The sequence below is a fragment of the Nonomuraea sp. NPDC050310 genome (genome assembly GCF_040655795.1).
Taxonomy (GTDB): Bacteria; Actinomycetota; Actinomycetes; order Streptosporangiales; family Streptosporangiaceae; genus Nonomuraea.
On sequence record NZ_JBFAKP010000001.1, the window covers coordinates 1239636 to 1255491 of the forward strand.

15 protein-coding genes are annotated in these 15856 nt (G+C 70.5%); 7 read left to right on the forward strand and 8 right to left on the reverse strand.

Features of this window, described 5'->3' with window-relative positions; genetic code table 11:
* Window positions 1-40 precede the first annotated feature (40 nt).
* The 5 genes from rpsB to AB0I67_RS05855 all read left to right on the forward strand — a co-directional run bounded on the left by rpsB (window position 41) and on the right by AB0I67_RS05855 (window position 4908).
* The gene (gene rpsB, locus AB0I67_RS05835) at window positions 41-976 is read left to right on the forward strand and encodes a 30S ribosomal protein S2 (RefSeq protein ID WP_357918159.1); all 936 of its coding nucleotides are present in this window, start codon (window positions 41-43) and stop codon (window positions 974-976) included.
* 560 nt (window positions 977-1536) lie between these two features.
* On the forward strand, window positions 1537-2370 hold the full coding sequence (gene tsf / locus AB0I67_RS05840; RefSeq protein ID WP_357918162.1) for a translation elongation factor Ts: 834 nt from the start codon (window positions 1537-1539) through the stop codon (window positions 2368-2370).
* Window positions 2371-2475: 105 nt separating this feature from the next.
* Window positions 2476-3174, forward strand: a complete 699-nt coding sequence (gene pyrH / locus AB0I67_RS05845; RefSeq protein WP_357918165.1) for a UMP kinase — start codon at window positions 2476-2478, stop codon at window positions 3172-3174.
* A 57-nt stretch (window positions 3175-3231) separates the two neighbouring features.
* Window positions 3232-3789, forward strand: a complete 558-nt coding sequence (gene frr, locus AB0I67_RS05850) for a ribosome recycling factor (RefSeq protein WP_357918167.1) — start codon at window positions 3232-3234, stop codon at window positions 3787-3789.
* A 279-nt stretch (window positions 3790-4068) separates the two neighbouring features.
* Complete coding sequence (locus tag AB0I67_RS05855) at window positions 4069-4908, forward strand: phosphatidate cytidylyltransferase (RefSeq protein ID WP_357918170.1); 840 nt, start codon at window positions 4069-4071, stop codon at window positions 4906-4908.
* A 27-nt stretch (window positions 4909-4935) separates the two neighbouring features.
* On the opposite strand, the gene AB0I67_RS05860 is transcribed toward AB0I67_RS05855, so the two are convergent.
* Entirely contained in the window at window positions 4936-5964 is a 1029-nt protein-coding gene (locus AB0I67_RS05860; RefSeq protein ID WP_357918173.1) for a suppressor of fused domain protein, read from the reverse strand.
* A gap of 188 nt (window positions 5965-6152) precedes the next feature.
* Here AB0I67_RS05860 and rlmN point away from each other — a divergent pair, with 188 nt between their 5' ends.
* Window positions 6153-7277, forward strand: coding sequence for a 23S rRNA (adenine(2503)-C(2))-methyltransferase RlmN (rlmN, locus tag AB0I67_RS05865; RefSeq protein WP_357918176.1), 1125 nt, complete (start codon window positions 6153-6155; stop codon window positions 7275-7277).
* 122 nt (window positions 7278-7399) lie between these two features.
* On the opposite strand, the gene AB0I67_RS05870 is transcribed toward rlmN, so the two are convergent.
* The 3 genes from AB0I67_RS05870 to AB0I67_RS05880 form a co-directional block, all read right to left on the reverse strand.
* Window positions 7400-8188 carry a GNAT family N-acetyltransferase gene (locus tag AB0I67_RS05870; protein WP_357918179.1) on the reverse strand — a complete coding sequence of 263 codons (789 nt, stop codon included), beginning with the start codon at window positions 8186-8188 and terminating at the stop codon, window positions 7400-7402.
* Window positions 8189-8426: 238 nt separating this feature from the next.
* Complete coding sequence (locus AB0I67_RS05875; protein ID WP_357918181.1) at window positions 8427-9134, reverse strand: hypothetical protein; 708 nt, start codon at window positions 9132-9134, stop codon at window positions 8427-8429.
* 23 nt (window positions 9135-9157) lie between these two features.
* Window positions 9158-9892, reverse strand: a complete 735-nt coding sequence (locus AB0I67_RS05880; protein ID WP_357918184.1) for an ABC transporter ATP-binding protein — start codon at window positions 9890-9892, stop codon at window positions 9158-9160.
* 331 nt (window positions 9893-10223) lie between these two features.
* On the opposite strand from AB0I67_RS05880, the gene AB0I67_RS05885 reads away from it, so the two are divergent.
* A complete protein-coding gene (locus AB0I67_RS05885; RefSeq protein WP_357918187.1) occupies window positions 10224-10769 on the forward strand; it encodes a DivIVA domain-containing protein in 546 nt (181 codons plus the stop codon).
* Window positions 10770-10798: 29 nt separating this feature from the next.
* On the opposite strand, the gene AB0I67_RS05890 is transcribed toward AB0I67_RS05885, so the two are convergent.
* From AB0I67_RS05890 to AB0I67_RS05905, 4 genes are all read right to left on the reverse strand, one after another.
* Window positions 10799-11830: an AI-2E family transporter gene (locus AB0I67_RS05890; protein WP_357918190.1), complete on the reverse strand. Its 1032-nt coding sequence runs from the start codon at window positions 11828-11830 to the stop codon at window positions 10799-10801.
* Window positions 11831-12034: 204 nt separating this feature from the next.
* Window positions 12035-13918 carry a 3D-(3,5/4)-trihydroxycyclohexane-1,2-dione acylhydrolase (decyclizing) gene (gene iolD / locus AB0I67_RS05895; protein WP_357918193.1) on the reverse strand — a complete coding sequence of 628 codons (1884 nt, stop codon included), beginning with the start codon at window positions 13916-13918 and terminating at the stop codon, window positions 12035-12037.
* Window positions 13915-14745: a 5-deoxy-glucuronate isomerase gene (gene iolB / locus AB0I67_RS05900; protein WP_357918196.1), complete on the reverse strand. Its 831-nt coding sequence runs from the start codon at window positions 14743-14745 to the stop codon at window positions 13915-13917. The genes iolD and iolB overlap by 4 nt, the downstream gene beginning before the upstream one ends.
* Window positions 14742-15629, reverse strand: a complete 888-nt coding sequence (locus AB0I67_RS05905; RefSeq protein WP_357918199.1) for a deoxyribose-phosphate aldolase — start codon at window positions 15627-15629, stop codon at window positions 14742-14744. The genes iolB and AB0I67_RS05905 overlap by 4 nt, the downstream gene beginning before the upstream one ends.
* Window positions 15630-15856: the final 227 nt, after the last annotated feature.

Below are 15856 nucleotides of genomic sequence, written 5' to 3' on the forward strand. Positions count from 1 at the left end.
AGAACCGCGCACCATGCGCGCCGACCTGGAGGACCAGCACATGGCCCCCGTCGTAACCATGCGACAGCTGCTCGAGAGCGGCGTTCACTTCGGTCACCAGACCCGCCGCTGGAACCCGAAGATGAAGCGCTTCATCTTCACCGAGCGCAACGGCATCTACATCATCGACCTGCAGAAGTCGCTGTCGTTCATCGACCGCGCCTTCGACTTCGTCAAGGAGACCGTCGCCCACGGCGGCACGATCCTGTTCATCGGCACCAAGAAGCAGGCCCAGGAGGCCATCGCCGAGCAGGCCACCCGCGTCGGCATGCCGTACGTGAACCAGCGCTGGCTGGGCGGCATGCTCACCAACTTCTCCACCGTGCACAAGCGCCTGCAGCGTCTGAAGGAGCTCGAGGAGCTCGACTTCGACAACGTCGCCGGCTCGGGGCTCACCAAGAAGGAGCTCCTCATGCGCCGCCGCGAGAAGGAGAAGCTGGAGCGCACCCTCGGCGGTATCCGTGACATGGGCCGCGTGCCCAGCGCGGTGTGGGTCGTGGACACGAAGAAGGAGCACATCGCGATCAGCGAGGCCCGCAAGCTGGGCATCCCGGTCGTCGCGATCCTCGACACCAACTGCGACCCCGACGAGGTCGACTACCCGATCCCGGGTAACGACGACGCCATCCGCGCCGTCGGCCTGCTGACCCGCGTGGTCGCCGACGGTGTGGCCGCCGGTCTGATGGCCCGCTCCGGCGCCGCCCGCGGTGACGAGAAGCCGGCCGCCGCCGAGCCGCTGGCCGAGTGGGAGCGCGAGCTCATCGAGCAGGGCGGCACTGAGCAGCCCGGCACCGAGCAGCCCGCCGCCGAGAGCGCGGTCGAGGACACCGACGTCGCGGCTGAGGCCGTGGCCGAGGACACCGCTGAGGTCACCGCCGAGACCGAGGCCGCTCCGGCCGAGGCTGAGGCCGGCGCCGACGACCAGACCACGGTCTGACTCGCGAACGACGTGACCGGTCGGCCGTCTGGTCCGATCCTGGTTCTGTCCGGTCCGGTCCGGGATCTTTCCCGGGCCGGACGGCGCGGTGATCGGGGCAGGCAGCCGGCCTGATCGGCGGTGACTCCGCCCGAGTAGGCGGTGGCCGGCGGCCTGGTTGTCAGGGTGCCGGAGGGACACGCCGTCCGGAACGGCCGATGGGCGCGGGTAGCCGGTCGTCCGCGGGTAGCCGCGGGACCGACGATCAGCGATATGCCGGTCGCCAGCGGGTAGTGGCCAGCCGTCCGCGATGAGCCGGTCACCGGGTACGGCAGGCCGTACCTGATCGAGAGGAATGCCGGGTCGGGCAGCACGTGTTACGGAGTCGGCGCCGAGGGGAACCTGGGCACCGGAGCCGCAGCAGCACGAGGCAGCCGCACCAGGCAGGCCGGTCGCAGCAAACGCAGGGTCCCACGAGGGCCCACGCCGGGTGGCGAGAGCCGTACCGGCACTGAGGCTTCAAGGGCGGGCGTCCCAGGACGTCCTCCCGATCCACGACGACATCCCACGAGGAAAAGCACATGGCTTCCGTGAACATGGCCGACGTCAAGCGGCTCCGTGAGCTGACCGCCGCCGGCATGATGGACTGCAAGAAGGCGCTGGAGGAGTCCGAGGGCGACTTCGACCGCGCTGTCGAGCTCCTGCGCCTCAAGGGCGCCAAGGACGTCGGCAAGCGCGAGGCCCGCACCGCCTCCAACGGCCTGGTCGCGCTCAAGCAGGACGGCGACGCCGCCGCGGCGCTGCTCGAGCTCAACTGCGAGACCGACTTCGTCGCCAAGGGCGAGCGGTTCCAGGAGCTGGCGGCCGAGGTCGTCGCGCACGTCCTGGAGAGCAAGCCGGCCGACGTCGCGTCGCTGCTGGAGTCCTCCTACAACGGCAAGACCGTCAAGGAGCACCTGGACGAGGCGAACGCCGCGCTGGGCGAGAAGATCGAGATCCGCCGCTTCGCGGTGCTCGAGGGCGGCTACATCGGCGCCTACATGCACAAGACCGACCCGCAGCTCCCGCCGGCGGTCGGCGTGCTCGTGCAGCTCGACAAGCCGAACGCCGACGTCGCCAAGGACATCGCGCAGCACGCTGCCGCGATGGCGCCGAAGTTCCTCAACGCCGAGGCCGTTCCCGCCGACGTCATCGAGAAGGAGCGCGCGCTCTTCGAGGAGATGACCCGCGAGGAGGGCAAGCCCGAGGCCGCGATCGCCAAGATCGTCGAGGGTCGCGTCAACGGCTGGTACAAGGACTTCACCCTGCTCCAGCAGGCGTTCGTCAAGGACAACAAGAAGTCGATCGCCAAGTACGCGGAAGAGAACGGCGTCGAGGTGCTCGCCTTCGTTCGCTTCAAGGTCGGTCAGGCTTAGTCTCTGTTCTAGACACCAACAATCGAGGAGGCCGCCGTCGTGCCGGAGAACCAGGAGCCAGCTTCGTCGGCGGCTTCCCCGCATCCACTGACGTGGAAGCGGGTCATGTTGAAGCTGTCCGGCGAGGCCTTCGCCGGCGGTGAGCCGCTTGGCATCGACGCCCACGTGGTCGGCCAGCTCGCCGACTCCATCGCGGACGCCGTGCAGGAGGGCGTGCAGGTCGCCGTCGTGGTCGGCGGCGGGAACATGTTCCGTGGCGCCCAGCTTTCCAAGCAGGGCCTGGACCGTGCTCGCGCCGACTACATGGGCATGCTGGGCACGGTGATCAACTGCCTGGCGCTCCAGGACTTCCTGGAGAAGCGGGGCATCGACACCCGGGTCCAGACCGCGATCACGATGCAGCAGGTCGCCGAGCCGTTCCTGCCGCGCCGCGCGATCCGGCACCTTGAGAAGGGCCGCGTCGTCATCTTCGGCGCCGGGCTCGGCTCGCCGTACTTCTCCACCGACACCTGCGCCGCGCAGCGCGCCCTGGAGATCGGTGCGGAGGCGCTGCTCAAGGGCACGCAGGTGGACGGGGTCTACGACTCCGACCCGCGCAAGAACCCCGACGCGGTCAGGTTCGACCACCTCGACTATGCCGAGGTGCTCGTGCGCGACCTCGCCGTCATGGACCAGACCGCGATCTCCCTGTGCAGGGAGAACGACCTGCCCATCGTGGTCTTCGACCTGATGGGTGAGGGCAACATCCTGCGCGCCGTGCGCGGTGAGAAGATCGGCACGCTGGTCAGTCCGGCAGGGAAGTAGGGGAGCGGGCCGGCCGCCGCGAGGTGTCCGGCACGCGACCAAGAGACAGGAGCCGCTGTGATCGACGAAACTCTCCTCGAAGCCGAGGAAAAGATGGACAAGGCCGTCGCGGTCGCGAAGGACGACTTCGCGGGCATCCGCACGGGCCGGGTCACCCCGTCGATGTTCAACAAGATCAACGCCGAGTACTACGGCACGCCCACCCCGATCCAGCAGCTGGCCTCGTTCCACGTTCCCGAGGCCCGCATGGTCATCATCCAGCCCTACGACAAGGGTTCGATGGCCGCGATCGAGAAGGCGATCCGTGATTCCGACCTCGGCGTCAACCCCGGCAACGACGGCCAGGTGATCCGCGTGGCGTTCCCCGAGCTTTCGGAGGAGCGGCGCAAGGAGTACATCAAGGTCGCCCGGAACAAGGCCGAGCACGGCCGCGTCTCCGTCCGCAACATCCGGCGCTCCGCCAAGGAGACGCTGGACAAGATGGTCAAGGACGGCGAGGCCGGCGAGGACGAGGTGCGTCGCGCCGAGAAGGAGCTCGACGACCTCACCCACAAGCACGTCGCCAAGATCGACGAGCTGCTCAAGCACAAGGAAGCCGAACTGCTCGAGGTGTGATCACCGGCTTCGGAGGAGGGCCTCGCGCCCTCGCCGCCCTGCACGGGGCCGGCCGCTCGTCGGCCGGCCCTGTGCCATAGGGGGCCCGGTTCGTGCGGGCGGGCAGGTCTCACGACCTGCCCGCCCGTGGTTCCCGCCACCCAGCCGGTACGGCAGGCACGGCAAGGCCCAGTCGCCGTACGTGGCCGGGGGCCTCCAGGGATACGGCCTCTGACCCCGCACGTGGCCGGGCGCCGTAACGACGTATCGTTGGGCCGAAGAAGTGGCCTGGGAGTGTTTGTGGAAGAACGTACGGCTGGCACCAGCCCGAGCGGCGGCAGCCGTACCGGAAGAAACCTGCCTGCCGCCATCGCGGTGGGCGTGGGGCTCGGCGCGCTCGTCATCATCTCGCTCTTCACCGTCAAGGAGATCTTCCTCGCGGTGCTCGTCGGCGCGGTAGGCGTCGGCGCGGTCGAGCTCGTGCAGGCGTTCGGCACGCGGGGGATCAAGGTCCCGGTCGTGCCGGTCCTCGGCGGGCTGGTCGCGATGATCGCGGGCGCTTACTGGGGTGGCCCGGCGTGGTTGCTGGGCACTTTCGTGGTCTCCGTCTTCGTGATGCTGATCTGGCGGATGTTCGCCGGCGGCTCCGAGGGTTATGTCCGGGACGGTACGGCTTCCGTCTTCGCGCTGGTGTATCCGCCGCTGCTGGCCGGGTTCGCGGCGTTGTTGCTGCGGCCGGAGGACGGCCACCTGCGGGTGCTGCTGTTCATCGCGGTGACCGTGGCGAGCGACATCGGGGGTTATGCCTTCGGGGTGCTGTTCGGCAAGCACAAGATGTCGATCATCAGCCCAAAGAAGACCTGGGAGGGGTTCGCCGGGTCCGTGCTCGCCTGCGTGGGGGTCGGAGCCTGGCTCGTCGTCTGGCTGCTGGACGGGGAGATCTGGCAGGGCGCGCTGATCGGGGCGCTCGCGGCGGCGCTGGCCACGATCGGGGACCTGATCGAGTCGATGATCAAGCGGGATCTCGGGATCAAGGACATGGGGTCGATCCTGCCGGGGCACGGCGGGTTGATGGACCGGCTCGACTCGCTGGTGGCGACGTTGATTCCGGTGTACCTGCTGCTCAGCTTGTTCTTCTAGCCTCTTTGCCTTCTGGCCTCGTCCCGGTCAGCGCCAGGGCTCGAGCCAGAGCCAGCGGACCGCTTCGCCGCCGAAGGTGAAGCCGGACATGTCGGGCAGGTCGGCGGGCTCGGCGTTGAGCACGACGCCGGAGTACTCCGGGCCGAACGGGAATGTCGCAGGCTCGTGATACCACTTGGCGGTGTGACCGTGCCCCAGCCAGGTGACCGAGTGCCATGGGTACTGCGCGAGCCAGACCAGCAGCAGCGCGGCCTCGCGCGGGTCGTCACGGGTGGCGACGGCGAGCTCGATGCGGGCGTAGGCGTCGGGCTGGTCGATCCACTGCTCGACGGTCGGCATGCGCTGGCAGCTCATCCCCACCGTGGACAGCACGGTCACGTCGCGGTCGCCGTGCGGCGGGCGTTCGCTGATGCCGACGGTGGGCAGGCGCTCGCCGCTGGCGTCCCAGTAGCGGCCGGGTGGACCGAGCGCCCGGTCGAGATGCCCCATGACGAACTGCTGGAACGAGGCCCAGCTCCCCCCGGCGTGCCGCCACTGCCAGTAGGAGCGCGCCTTGGCCAGGCGCGGGGCCAGCCCTTCGAGCGCCTCCGACAGCGCCCACGCGAAGGGCGTCTCGTCGATCGCGTCACGCGCGTAACCGGGCATTCCGCGGCTCATGTCCGCCCAGCCCGGAATGACGGCGAGAAGATCCTCGTTCTCATACAGGGCGACGCCGTCGCCCTCCTCGAACCAGAGGGGGGTCAGCTCGCCGAGCGGGCGCCGCCCGCCGGGGTGGCGGGTGTTCGCGCGGGGCATCAGCGGCGGCAGTCCGGCGTTGACGCGGCTCAGGTCGACGACGACCGGGGCGGCCCGGTGGTTGGCCAGCCAGACGGCGCCATGGACGGTGCCGTCGGGTGAGCACAGGTAAGCTACCGAGGACTCCTCGTCACGCTCGACCAGCAGCGTGCGGCTTCCATACGGATTGCCGGTTGTGAGGACGACCTCGGTGGTGTGCCCCTCGCCTGTGTCTCCGCGTTCCGGATCTCCGGAACCGAAGGCCGACCGGAAAATCGCCATACATCTCGATACTTTAGATCGTCCTGGAGACTCGCGTGAGCCAGAACAGCGGACCTGACCTCGTCGGGCCCGGCACCACCCAGGACGATCCCCCAGCAACCCGGACGAACTCAGCAACCCGGACGAACCCGGTAAAGCCGACCGACCCGGTAACACAGACGCGGACGAACAGCAGGAAGGGCGCGACGATGACGACGCAGGCGAAGGCGGACCAGCCCAAGGAGCGGCCGCTGCTGCAGTTCGCCGCGCCGCGCCGGGCCAAGCCCGCCCGGCACCTGGCCGACCTCACCCTGACCGAGCGCAAGGCCGCCGTCGCCGAGCTCGGCGAGAAGCCCTTCCGCGCCGACCAGCTCTCGCGGCACTACTTCACGCACCTCACCACCGACGTCTCGGCGATGACCGACCTGCCTGCCGCGGCGCGGGAGAAGCTGGGCGTGCTCTTCCCGAAGCTGCTCACCTCCGTGCGGGAGATGGCGACCGACGCGGGCACCACGCGCAAGACCTTGTGGCGGCTCTTCGACGGGGCGCTGGTCGAGTCGGTGCTCATGCGGTATCCCGACCGCGCCACCATGTGCGTGTCGTCCCAGGCCGGGTGTGGCATGAACTGCCCGTTCTGCGCGACCGGCCAGGCCGGGCTGACCCGGAACATGTCGACCGCCGAGATCGTCGAGCAGGTCGTGGCCGGTGGGCGGGCGCTGGCTTCCGGTGAGGTGCCCGGTGGGCCGGGGCGGGTGAGCAACGTCGTCTTCATGGGCATGGGCGAGCCGCTGGCCAACTACAAGGCGGTCATCGGGGCGGTCCGGCGGATGGTGGACCCGGCTCCCGAGGGGCTCGGCATGTCCGCGCGTAACATCACCGTCTCTACCGTCGGCCTCGTCCCGGCCATCGGCAAGCTGGCGGACGAGGGGCTGCCGGTGACGCTGGCGCTCTCGCTGCATGCGCCGGACGACGAGCTGCGGGACACGCTCGTGCCGATCAACACTCGGTGGAAGGTCGCCGAGGTGCTGGACGCGGCCTGGGCGTATGCCGCCAAGACCAAGCGGCGGGTTTCGATCGAGTATGCGCTGATCAAGGACATCAATGATCAGGAGTGGCGGGCTGACCTGCTTGGGAAGTTGATCAAGAACAAGCTGGTGCATGTCAACCTCATCCCGCTCAACCCGACTCCTGGGTCGAAGTGGACGGCTTCCCGGCCGGAGGACGAGCGGGCGTTCGTGCGGCGGCTGGAGTTCCACGGGGTTCCGGTGACGGTCCGGGACACTCGGGGGCGGGAGATCGACGGGGCCTGCGGGCAGCTTGCTGCGGCTGAGTGACCAGGCTGGGGCTGAGCTGCGGCGGATTGTGGCTGCTGGCTTGAGCAGGGCTCTGCCAACCGCGTGGCTCGGTGGTCCGTGCTCAGGGGCTCTCGTGATTCAGGGGAGTCCCTCGGCTGGGATCAGGGGCTGAGGTAGTGGTGGAGGAGGGCTGGTTCGCCGGCGGCGTTGAGCCAGGTCGCGCGGTGGCTGCCGATTCGGCGCCAGCCTAGGCGTTCGTACAGGGTGATGGCGGCCTCGGCTTCGGAGGAGACCTCCAGGCTGAGGGGGCCGGCCGTCGCAGTACGGGCGGTGGTGAGGAGGCGGGCGGCCAGGCCCCTGCCTCGGGCCGCCGGGGTGACGAACAGCCGGATCACCTCAGCGGCGGCCTGAGATGTCGCGGGTCGGTGGTGTGTCTCTGCTGCTTGGGTGGGCTCGGCGTGGCTGCGCATCAGAGCGTCGTAGCTGTGTGCGTGAGTGTCGAGCCCGTGCACTTGAGTGGCGTGGCTGGGCGCCTGAGCACCGTGGCTGTGCACCTGGGCGATTTGGCTGGGTGCCTGAGTGCCCTGGCTCTGCGCCGGGGCGGTATGGGTGTGCGCTTGAGCGGTGGGGGTGACCCGTGCCTGGCCGCTGTATCCCCTCGGTCCTTCAGCGGCGACCGCGTGGTGCTGCGCCTCCGTGGGTTGGGTTGCGCCCGAGTGGCGGTATGTCTTCAGGCCCTCGGTGGCTTCGGTGTGGGCCGGGGCGAGGGCGATGTGGCCGAAGATGGTGCCTGACTCTTCCGCGATCCAGGCCGCCGTCAGTTTCGGTGGGGTCAGCCAGGCTGCGGGGTCGGCGGGCCAGTCGACGGGGTAGCGGTCGACGGCTTGGACCAGGGCGAGGGCGGCGACGCAGGCGGGAAGGTCCTCGGGGGTTCTGGGGCGGATCCTCACCCGCGTTAGCGTAGGACAACCGGGCCCGGGTGATCACGCGGGGTGGCGGAGGATCTCAGCCCGAGTACGGCGAAGCGAGCCGGCCAGGTGGGTAGGCGGGCGCCGTACGGTCAGGGGTGGGTAGGCGGGCGCCGTACGGTCGGGGGTGGGGACGGCGGGAGCCGTACGGCAGTCGGTGTGGTCGGGAGCTGTCCGCCCGTGGCGGGGAACTGGGCGGAGAGCCCGGTTAAGGCAGGGGTCAGGGGCGGGTGCGGCGGAGCCACGTGTACAGGGTGAGGCCGGCGAACAGCCAGGCCAGTGACAGGGCGCCCAGCCAAGGCACCTGGGTGACCAGGGTGCCGGTGCCGGCGGCCTTCATCCAGGCGGTGAGCGGGACGGTGAGCCAGTAGAGGGCGGTACGGCTGAGGACGAGCATCGCCAGGAACCCGAGCACCAGGGCCATGATCGAGATGGCGGGTGAGGGGAGGATGGCGCGGCTGGTGAGGGCGCCCAGGGTGGTGCCGGTGAGGGCGGCCAGGACGTGCAGGGCGACGCCGGCCCACAGGACCGAGGCGGTGGGGAAGGCGGTCAGGCCCAGGAAGAGGCCCCAGAAGAGCGTGATGGCGGCGAACAGCAGGTTGACGGCGAAGGCGGCGAGGAGGCCGGAGAGTACTTCCCGGCTGCGGGTGCCGACGCTGGTGGCCGAGAGGATGCGCTGGGTGTCGGGCTCGGTGTCGAGCAGGCTGCGGGCGCTCCAGGCGAGGAACGGGATGACCAGGACGGCCGAGTCGGTGAGGGCGGGGGCTTCCTGGCCGGCGGGGGCTCGGGTGGCGTAGGAGATGGCCAGCAGGGCGAAGATCGGGAGCAGGGCCTGGTAGATCCGGTGGGAGCGGATGTAGGCGGCGATGCGGAAGGCGGTCAAGGCCATCAAGGCGGACAGGGCGGTCATGGAGGTCGTGGGGGTCATGGGGGCAGTGGGGGGCATGGCGGTCATGGCTGGCCTTCCTCGGCTTCCTGGGCTTCGTAGCCGGCCTGGCGCATCCGGGTGAGGAAGGCGTCCACCTCGGTGGCGGGGACGGTGACGTGCACGACCTTGGTGGGTGGGCCCGACGGCTCCGAGGTGGCGGACGGGGCGGATTCCTTGAGGTGGCCGCCGTGGAGGGACCAGTGGCGGACGGAGGGCAGGTCGTCGAGGCCGCCCTGGTGGTCGCTGAGGATGACGATGGCGCCGCGGGTGCGGGCGGCGGTGATGATGGCGGGGAGTTGTGCTCGGGTGTCGGCGTCGAGGCCGGCGAAGGGTTCGTCGAGGATGAGCAGGCCGGGGTCGGGCATCAGTGCTTGGACCAGGCCGACCTTGTGGGCACTGCCTTTGGAGAGTTCGGCCAGCCGTACGTCCAGGAGGTCGTCCAGGCCCAGGCGGGTGGCCCAGGGGCGCCAGGCGGGGTTGCCGCGGATGCGGGAGATGTGGGTCAGGTACTGGGTGACGGTGAACGGCTGGTCGACGGGGAAGCGGTCGGGGGCGAAGCCCACGACCCGGGGGCGGTCGGTGACGGTGCCGTGGGTGGGGCGGGTGATGCCGGCCAGGAGGCGGAGCAGGGTGGACTTGCCCGCGCCGTTCGCGCCGACGACCTCGATGACGTCGCCCGGGGCGAGGTCGGCGTCCACGTCTCGCAGCACCGCGGGGGCGCGGCGGCGATAGGCGAAGGAGACGTTCGACAGGCGCATGAGGCGTAACGGTATAGGGGCGGCTCGCGGTCAGGCGAGGGGAGCGGCGGACTCTAGGGCGGCCGGGCGAGGTGGGTCGGCGCGGGAGCGGTCGAGTCTAGGGCGGCCGGGTGAGGTGAGTCGGCGGGGGAGCGGTCCGGCGACGGGTGGGTGAGGGGAGAGTGCCTGGAGGGGCCAGGGGGTGGTTGTCAGGGGTGCGGTCAAAGTGTTGCGGACTGTTAAATTGCCTGACATGTAACCGTATTGGCACAACTCACCAGTAGCCTCCCCGCGACCGGGACAATGGCTGGAAAGCGGGAGGAGTCAGGATGTGAATCGCTTTCCGCGTGTCATGGGTCTGCGCTCAGGCTACGAGCCCGCGGAAGTCGACGCCCTCATCGCACGCATCGAGGCCACCCTCGGCCGGGGTACCACGCATCTCCAGCCGGTCACCGCGGATGAGGTGCGCGACGCCACCTTCTCCGTCCGTCGCGGCGGATATCGCGAGATAGCGGTGGATTTCGCGCTGGAGGCCTTCCTGGTGGCGCTGGAGACCAAGCAGCACGCACCGGTACGGCTGGCACTGACCGAGCCCACGGATGAGCTGCGGCGGGAGCAGTGGTTCGAGGCACAGGCGGCCCGGGTCGAGCGGGTGGGGTTCCGGCCGGGGCGGATGGGCGGGGGCTACAACGAGGACGTGGTGGACGCGTTCCTCGACCGGATCGTGGCCACGCTGCGCGGCACGACCGGGCAGCCGGTGACTGCCCAGGAGGTGCGGACGGCGCGGTTCCCCACGGTGATGGTGCGTCCGGGGTACCTGATCAAGGACGTGGACGGGTTCCTGCTGGAGATCGCCGAGGTGGTCGAGAAGCGGTCCCCACGGGTCGCCGCCTGGTGAGCCGCGCCTGGGCGGGGTGACGACGACGGTCAGACCGGGGCGGCGGTGACCTGGGCGGTGTTCTCCTGGCGGTTGCGGATGAGGGCGACGATCGCGGAGGTGACCGGTGCCGCGAGGAAGGCCCCGGTGATGCCGGCGAGCACGCTGCCCAGGGCGATGGCGACCAGGATGACCGCGCCCGGCAACTCCAGGGCCCGGCCGTAGATCTGCGGAGCCAGGACGTGCCCCTCGATCTGCTGCACCGCGATGGTCACCCCGACGACGATGAGCGCCACCACCCAGCCGTGCGCCGCGAAGGCGACCGCGGCGGCGAGCAGCCCGGCCAGGAAGGCACCGACCACCGGCAGGAAGGCGCCGATGAAGGTGAGTACGGCCAGCGGGAGCGCGATGGGCACCTTGAGGACCCACAACGCCAGGCCGATGAAGAAGCCGTCCACCAGCCCGACCAGCGCGACGCCGCGGATGTAGCGGCCGACGACGTCGAAGATGACGTGCCCGCCGTCCCGCACTCGGGGACGGACCCGCACGGGCAGCAGGTCCACGATCCAGGCGAACAGGCGGTCGCCGCCGTGGACGAAGTAGATGGCGAGGATGGCGGCCAGGACGGCGCCGACGAGGATCTCCCCGGCGACCTTGGCCCCGGACAGCGCGCCGGTGGCGATCTGCTCGCCCTGCTTGGTGAGGTACTCGCGGGCCTGGGTGACCATGTTGTTGAGCGTGGTGTCGTCGAGGCCGACCGAGATGGCGACGTTGTGGAGCTGGTCCATGGCGTCGCCGACGCTGTCGCGGAGCTGGGCGATGCCGCTGACCGTGGGCGGCACGAGCAGGGCGATGAACGCGCCGCCGAGCAGGAGGCCGCCCAGGCACACCACCGTGGTGGCCAGGCCCCGGCCCATGCCGCGAGAGCGGAGCCAGCGGGCCGGGGGGAGCAGGAGGGTGGTCAGGAAGACGCCCAGGATGATGGGCAGGGCCACCGTCCGGACGCTCCACAGGAGGTAGAGGATCACCACGACTAGGGCGATCACGCCTAGTGCTCGCCACGCTCTGGTCATGGTCGTCATGGGGCGATCTTTCCCAGGTTGACCTGAGACAACACTCTCCGTAGTCGGTTGGGCACGGGAGGGGAAGGTGTGCGCCGCACAGTCGAGCCCGCCGCTAGAAGAGGCCCAGCCCGTCTCCAAGAACAGGCCCCAAAACAGGCCCGAAGAACAGCCCGCAAGAACAGGTCCCGAAACAGGCCCCGGAAAACAGGCCCCCGAAACGGGCTAGACCGCGGGGAGTTGGTTCTGTTTGGCCGCGTCGTAAGCCGCCCGAAGCTCGCTCCCCTCGGCGATGGGCACGTCCCACCAGGCCTCCGACGACGGCGAGTCCACCGAAGGGTCGGTCCGCACGTACACGACGGTGGGCACGGTGGCCTCCCGCGCGGCGGTGAGGGCCTTGCGCAGCTCCTCCAGCGTCTCGGCCCGGATCACCGAAGCCCCCAGGCTGGCCGCATTCGCCGCGAGGTCCACCGGCAGCGGCCCGCCGTCGTAGGCCCCGCTGCCGCGGTAGCCGTACGAGGTGCCCAGCCGTCGCGCCCCCACGCTCTCGGACAGACGCCCGATGGAGGCGAAGCCGGAGTTGTCGACCAGCACCACGATGATCTTGATCCCGTCGGCCACCGCGGTGACGAGCTCCTGCGCCATCATCAGGTACGACCCGTCCCCCACCAGCACGAACACCTCGCGCGACGGGTCGGCCAGCTTCACGCCGAGCCCGCCGGCGATCTCGTACCCCATGCAGCTGTAGCCGTACTCCACGTGGTAGCACCCCGGCCCGCTGGGCCGCCAGAGCTTGTGCAGGTCGCCGGGCATCGACCCGGCGGCGCAGACGACCACCCCGTCCTCGCCGGCCGCCGCGTTGACCGCGCCGATGACGGCGGTCTGCGGGAGCGGGCTGTTCTGCATGGGCAGCGGCGGCAGTTCGGCGCGGAAGGGCCCGGAGTCGGTGGTGACGGTGCCGAGGGAGTAGGCGGCCTCGACGGCGTCGTCCCAGCGCCGCACCAGCTCGGCGACGCGGGAGCGGTGCTCGGCCGTGGTGCCGCTCCAGCCGGAGCAGGCCTCGTGGAGCTCGGCCAGGCCGGTGCGGGCGTCGGCGACGAGCTGGAGTCCGGTCAGCTTGGCGGCGTCGAAGGCGGCGATGTTGAGGTTGAGGAAGGGCGTGCCGGGCGCGAAGAGGGTGCGGGAGGCGGTGGTGAAGTCGCTGTAGCGGGTGCCGATCCCGATGATCAGGTTCGCGTCGCGGGCGAGCGCGTTGGCCGCCGTGCTGCCGGTCGCGCCGACCGCGCCGGCCGCGAGCGGGTGACCGTACGGCAGGCTGCCCTTGCCCGCCTGCGTCTCGCCGACGGGGATGCCGTACTGCTCGGCGAAGGCGGCCAGCGCCTCGGTGGCCTCGCTGTAGATCACCCCGCCGCCGGCGATGATCAGCGGCCGGGCCGAGCCGCGCAGCAGCGCGACGGCCCGGCGCAGCGCGGTCTCCTCGGGGCGCGGCCGGGGGACGGCCCAGACGCGGCGGGCGAAGAGCTCCTCGGGCCAGTCGAACGCCTCGGCCTGCACGTCCTGCGGCAGCGCGAGGGTGACCGCGCCGGTCTCGACCGGGTCGGTGAGCACGCGCATGGCGGCCAGCAGCGCCGACGGCAACTGCTCGGGCCGGTTGATCCGGTCCCAGTACCGCGAGACCGGCCGCAGGGCGTCGTTGACGGAGACGTCGTAGGAGCGGGGGTCCTCCAGCTCCTGCAGCACCGGCCCGGCGGCGCGGGTGGCGAAGATGTCGCCGGGCAGCAGCAGCACCGGAAGCCGGTTGATGGTCGCGCCGGCCGCGCCGGTGACCAGGTTGGTCGCGCCGGGCCCGATCGAGGTGGTGCAGGCCAGCGTGGCCAGCCGGTTGCTGGCCCGGGCGTAGGCGGCGGCGGTGTGGACCATCGCCTGCTCGTTGCGCGCCAGGTAGTACGGCAGGTCGGCGTGGACCGCCAGCGCCTGGCCGAGCCCGGCGACGTTGCCGTGGCCGAAGATGCCGAAGACGCCGCCGAAGAAGGCCCGCTCGGCGCCGTCGCGCTCGGAGTGCTGGGCGGCCAGGAAACGGGTGACCGCCTGAGCCACGGTCAACTTCACGAGGTCCTCCCGAAGGGCAGCCGCGGGTCGATCTCCTGGTCCTGCCAGGTGGCGCGGATCCAGGCGTGGGCCGGGTCGTCGCAGAAGGCCATCGACCTGGCCTCCGCCGGCCCGGCCAGCACGTTGAGGTAGTAGAGGTCATACCCCGGCGCGGCCATGGACGGACCGTGGTAGCCGAACGGCACCAGCACCACGTCCCCGGACCCGACCTCGGCGAGGGTGTCGATGGCCCCGCGCTCGGAGCTGTAGACCCGCTGGTAGCCGGGCCCGCCCTCGAAGTAGTAGATCTCCTCCAGCTCCGCCTCGCACTCGCCGGCGGTGTCGTGCTTGTGCGGCGGGTAGGACGACCAGTTGCCGCCGGGCGTGAGCACCTCGACCGCGACCAGCTTGTCGCACTCGAAGACCTCGGGCGCGCAGAAGTTGTTGACCTGCCGGCTGGCCTGCCCCGCCCCGCGGATCTCGACCGGTACGGCTGCCGCCGGCACGTAGCGCGCGGGCAGGGCGCGGGTGGCCTCCGCGCTGGGGATGGCGATCCGCCCCGAGCCGGTCAGCGTGACCTCCGACCCGATCGGGAGGTAGGCGAAGTCGCTCGGCCCGGCGAAGACCGACTCCCGCCCGGCCAGCTCGAACCGCTCGCCACCGGCGGTGACCGTACAGGATCCGGCCAGCGGCAGCACCAGCGCCTCGGTGGAGCCGGTGGCGAAGCCGACGGGTGAGCCGTCGAGGTCGATCACCCGCAACCCCGAGTAGGTCCAGCCCGCGACCGAGGGGGTGATCTCGACCAGCCAGGGCGGCGCGGCCGCCTTGCCGAGGGGTAGATAGGTCACAGCGCAGTCTCCCGGACCAGGGTGGCCGCGGCGTCCACCGCGGACACGACGTCGTCGTCTGGAGGGTAGAGCAGGGCCCTGCCCACGACGAGCCCCCGCACGCCCGGAAGGCGCAAGGCTTTGCCCCAGGTGTCCAGGGCGGCCTCCAGGGAGGACGGGTCGCCGCCGAGCAGCAGGGCGGGCAGGGTGGTGGCGGCCATGACCCGTTCCATCTCGGGCAGGGCCGGGATCTTGAGCCAGGTGTAGGCGGAGGTGGCGCCGAGGGACTGGGCGACGCTGATCGCGCGGATGACCGCCTCGGGGGACAGGTCGTTGCGCAGGGCGCCGCCGCTGCGGTGCGACCAGAAGGGTTCGACCAGGGCGAGGAGCTGCCGCCTGGCCAGCGAGGTGACCGCGTGCGCGCACGCCTCCAGGGTCGCGACGGTGGCGGGGTCGCCGGGGTCGATGCGGCAGAGCATCTTGCCGCCGTCGAGGCCGAGCGCGGCCAGGGCGGTGGCGTCGAAGCCGGTGAAGCGGTCGTCGGCCTCGAAGACGCTGCCCGGCAGCCCGCCGCGGTTCATCGAGCCGATGACCACCTTGGAGTCGAGCGCTCCGAGTAAGAGCAGGTCCTCGATCAGGTCGGGGGCGGCCAGGACGCCGTCGACGCCTGGCCTGGACAGGGCCAGCCGGAGGCGGTCGAGCAGTTCGTGCCGGCTGCCCATGGCCAGGGGCCGGTCGCGGACCGCCAGCGCGCCGCGGGCGGGATGGTCGGCCGCGATGAGGAAGAGCCGCTCGCCGGGCACGCCGCGGACGCGGGCGGCGGCGGCCTCGGCGATGAGCTGGGGCCGGCCGGCCCGGATGTCGGTGATCCGCTGGTACCCGCCCCTGGTGATCAGCTCGTCCAACGCGCCTCCCGTGTGATGGATACACATAATGTCATGACATCAGCATGTCCGCTATGTCCGAGATTTCAGCATGACCGAAACCCGCCACGGGTGGAATCGTTTACCGCACACGTAACCGCAGCGTACGCCAAGGCTGCTAGATGGTAACAAGTCTTTACGTCGTCTTCATGTCATGACATTGTGGGCCTGCTAATGCCTCCCATTTCGGACTCCCGGAGGACATGCAT

Bases quoted from the DNA above. Each gene is read 5' to 3' on its own strand.
- rpsB (WP_357918159.1), top strand. From the start codon at position 41: ATGGCCCCCGTCGTAACCATGCGACAGCTGCTCGAGAGCGGCGTTCAC.
- AB0I67_RS05885 (WP_357918187.1), top strand. From the start codon at position 10,224: ATGGGTCTGCGCTCAGGCTACGAGCCCGCGGAAGTCGACGCCCTCATC.
- AB0I67_RS05880 (WP_357918184.1), bottom strand. From the start codon at position 9,892: ATGCGCCTGTCGAACGTCTCCTTCGCCTATCGCCGCCGCGCCCCCGCG.
- AB0I67_RS05890 (WP_357918190.1), bottom strand. From the start codon at position 11,830: ATGACGACCATGACCAGAGCGTGGCGAGCACTAGGCGTGATCGCCCTA.
- AB0I67_RS05860 (WP_357918173.1), bottom strand. From the start codon at position 5,964: ATGGCGATTTTCCGGTCGGCCTTCGGTTCCGGAGATCCGGAACGCGGA.
- rlmN (WP_357918176.1), top strand. From the start codon at position 6,153: ATGACGACGCAGGCGAAGGCGGACCAGCCCAAGGAGCGGCCGCTGCTG.
- tsf (WP_357918162.1), top strand. From the start codon at position 1,537: ATGGCTTCCGTGAACATGGCCGACGTCAAGCGGCTCCGTGAGCTGACC.
- pyrH (WP_357918165.1), top strand. From the start codon at position 2,476: ATGTTGAAGCTGTCCGGCGAGGCCTTCGCCGGCGGTGAGCCGCTTGGC.
- AB0I67_RS05875 (WP_357918181.1), bottom strand. From the start codon at position 9,134: ATGACCCCCACGACCTCCATGACCGCCCTGTCCGCCTTGATGGCCTTG.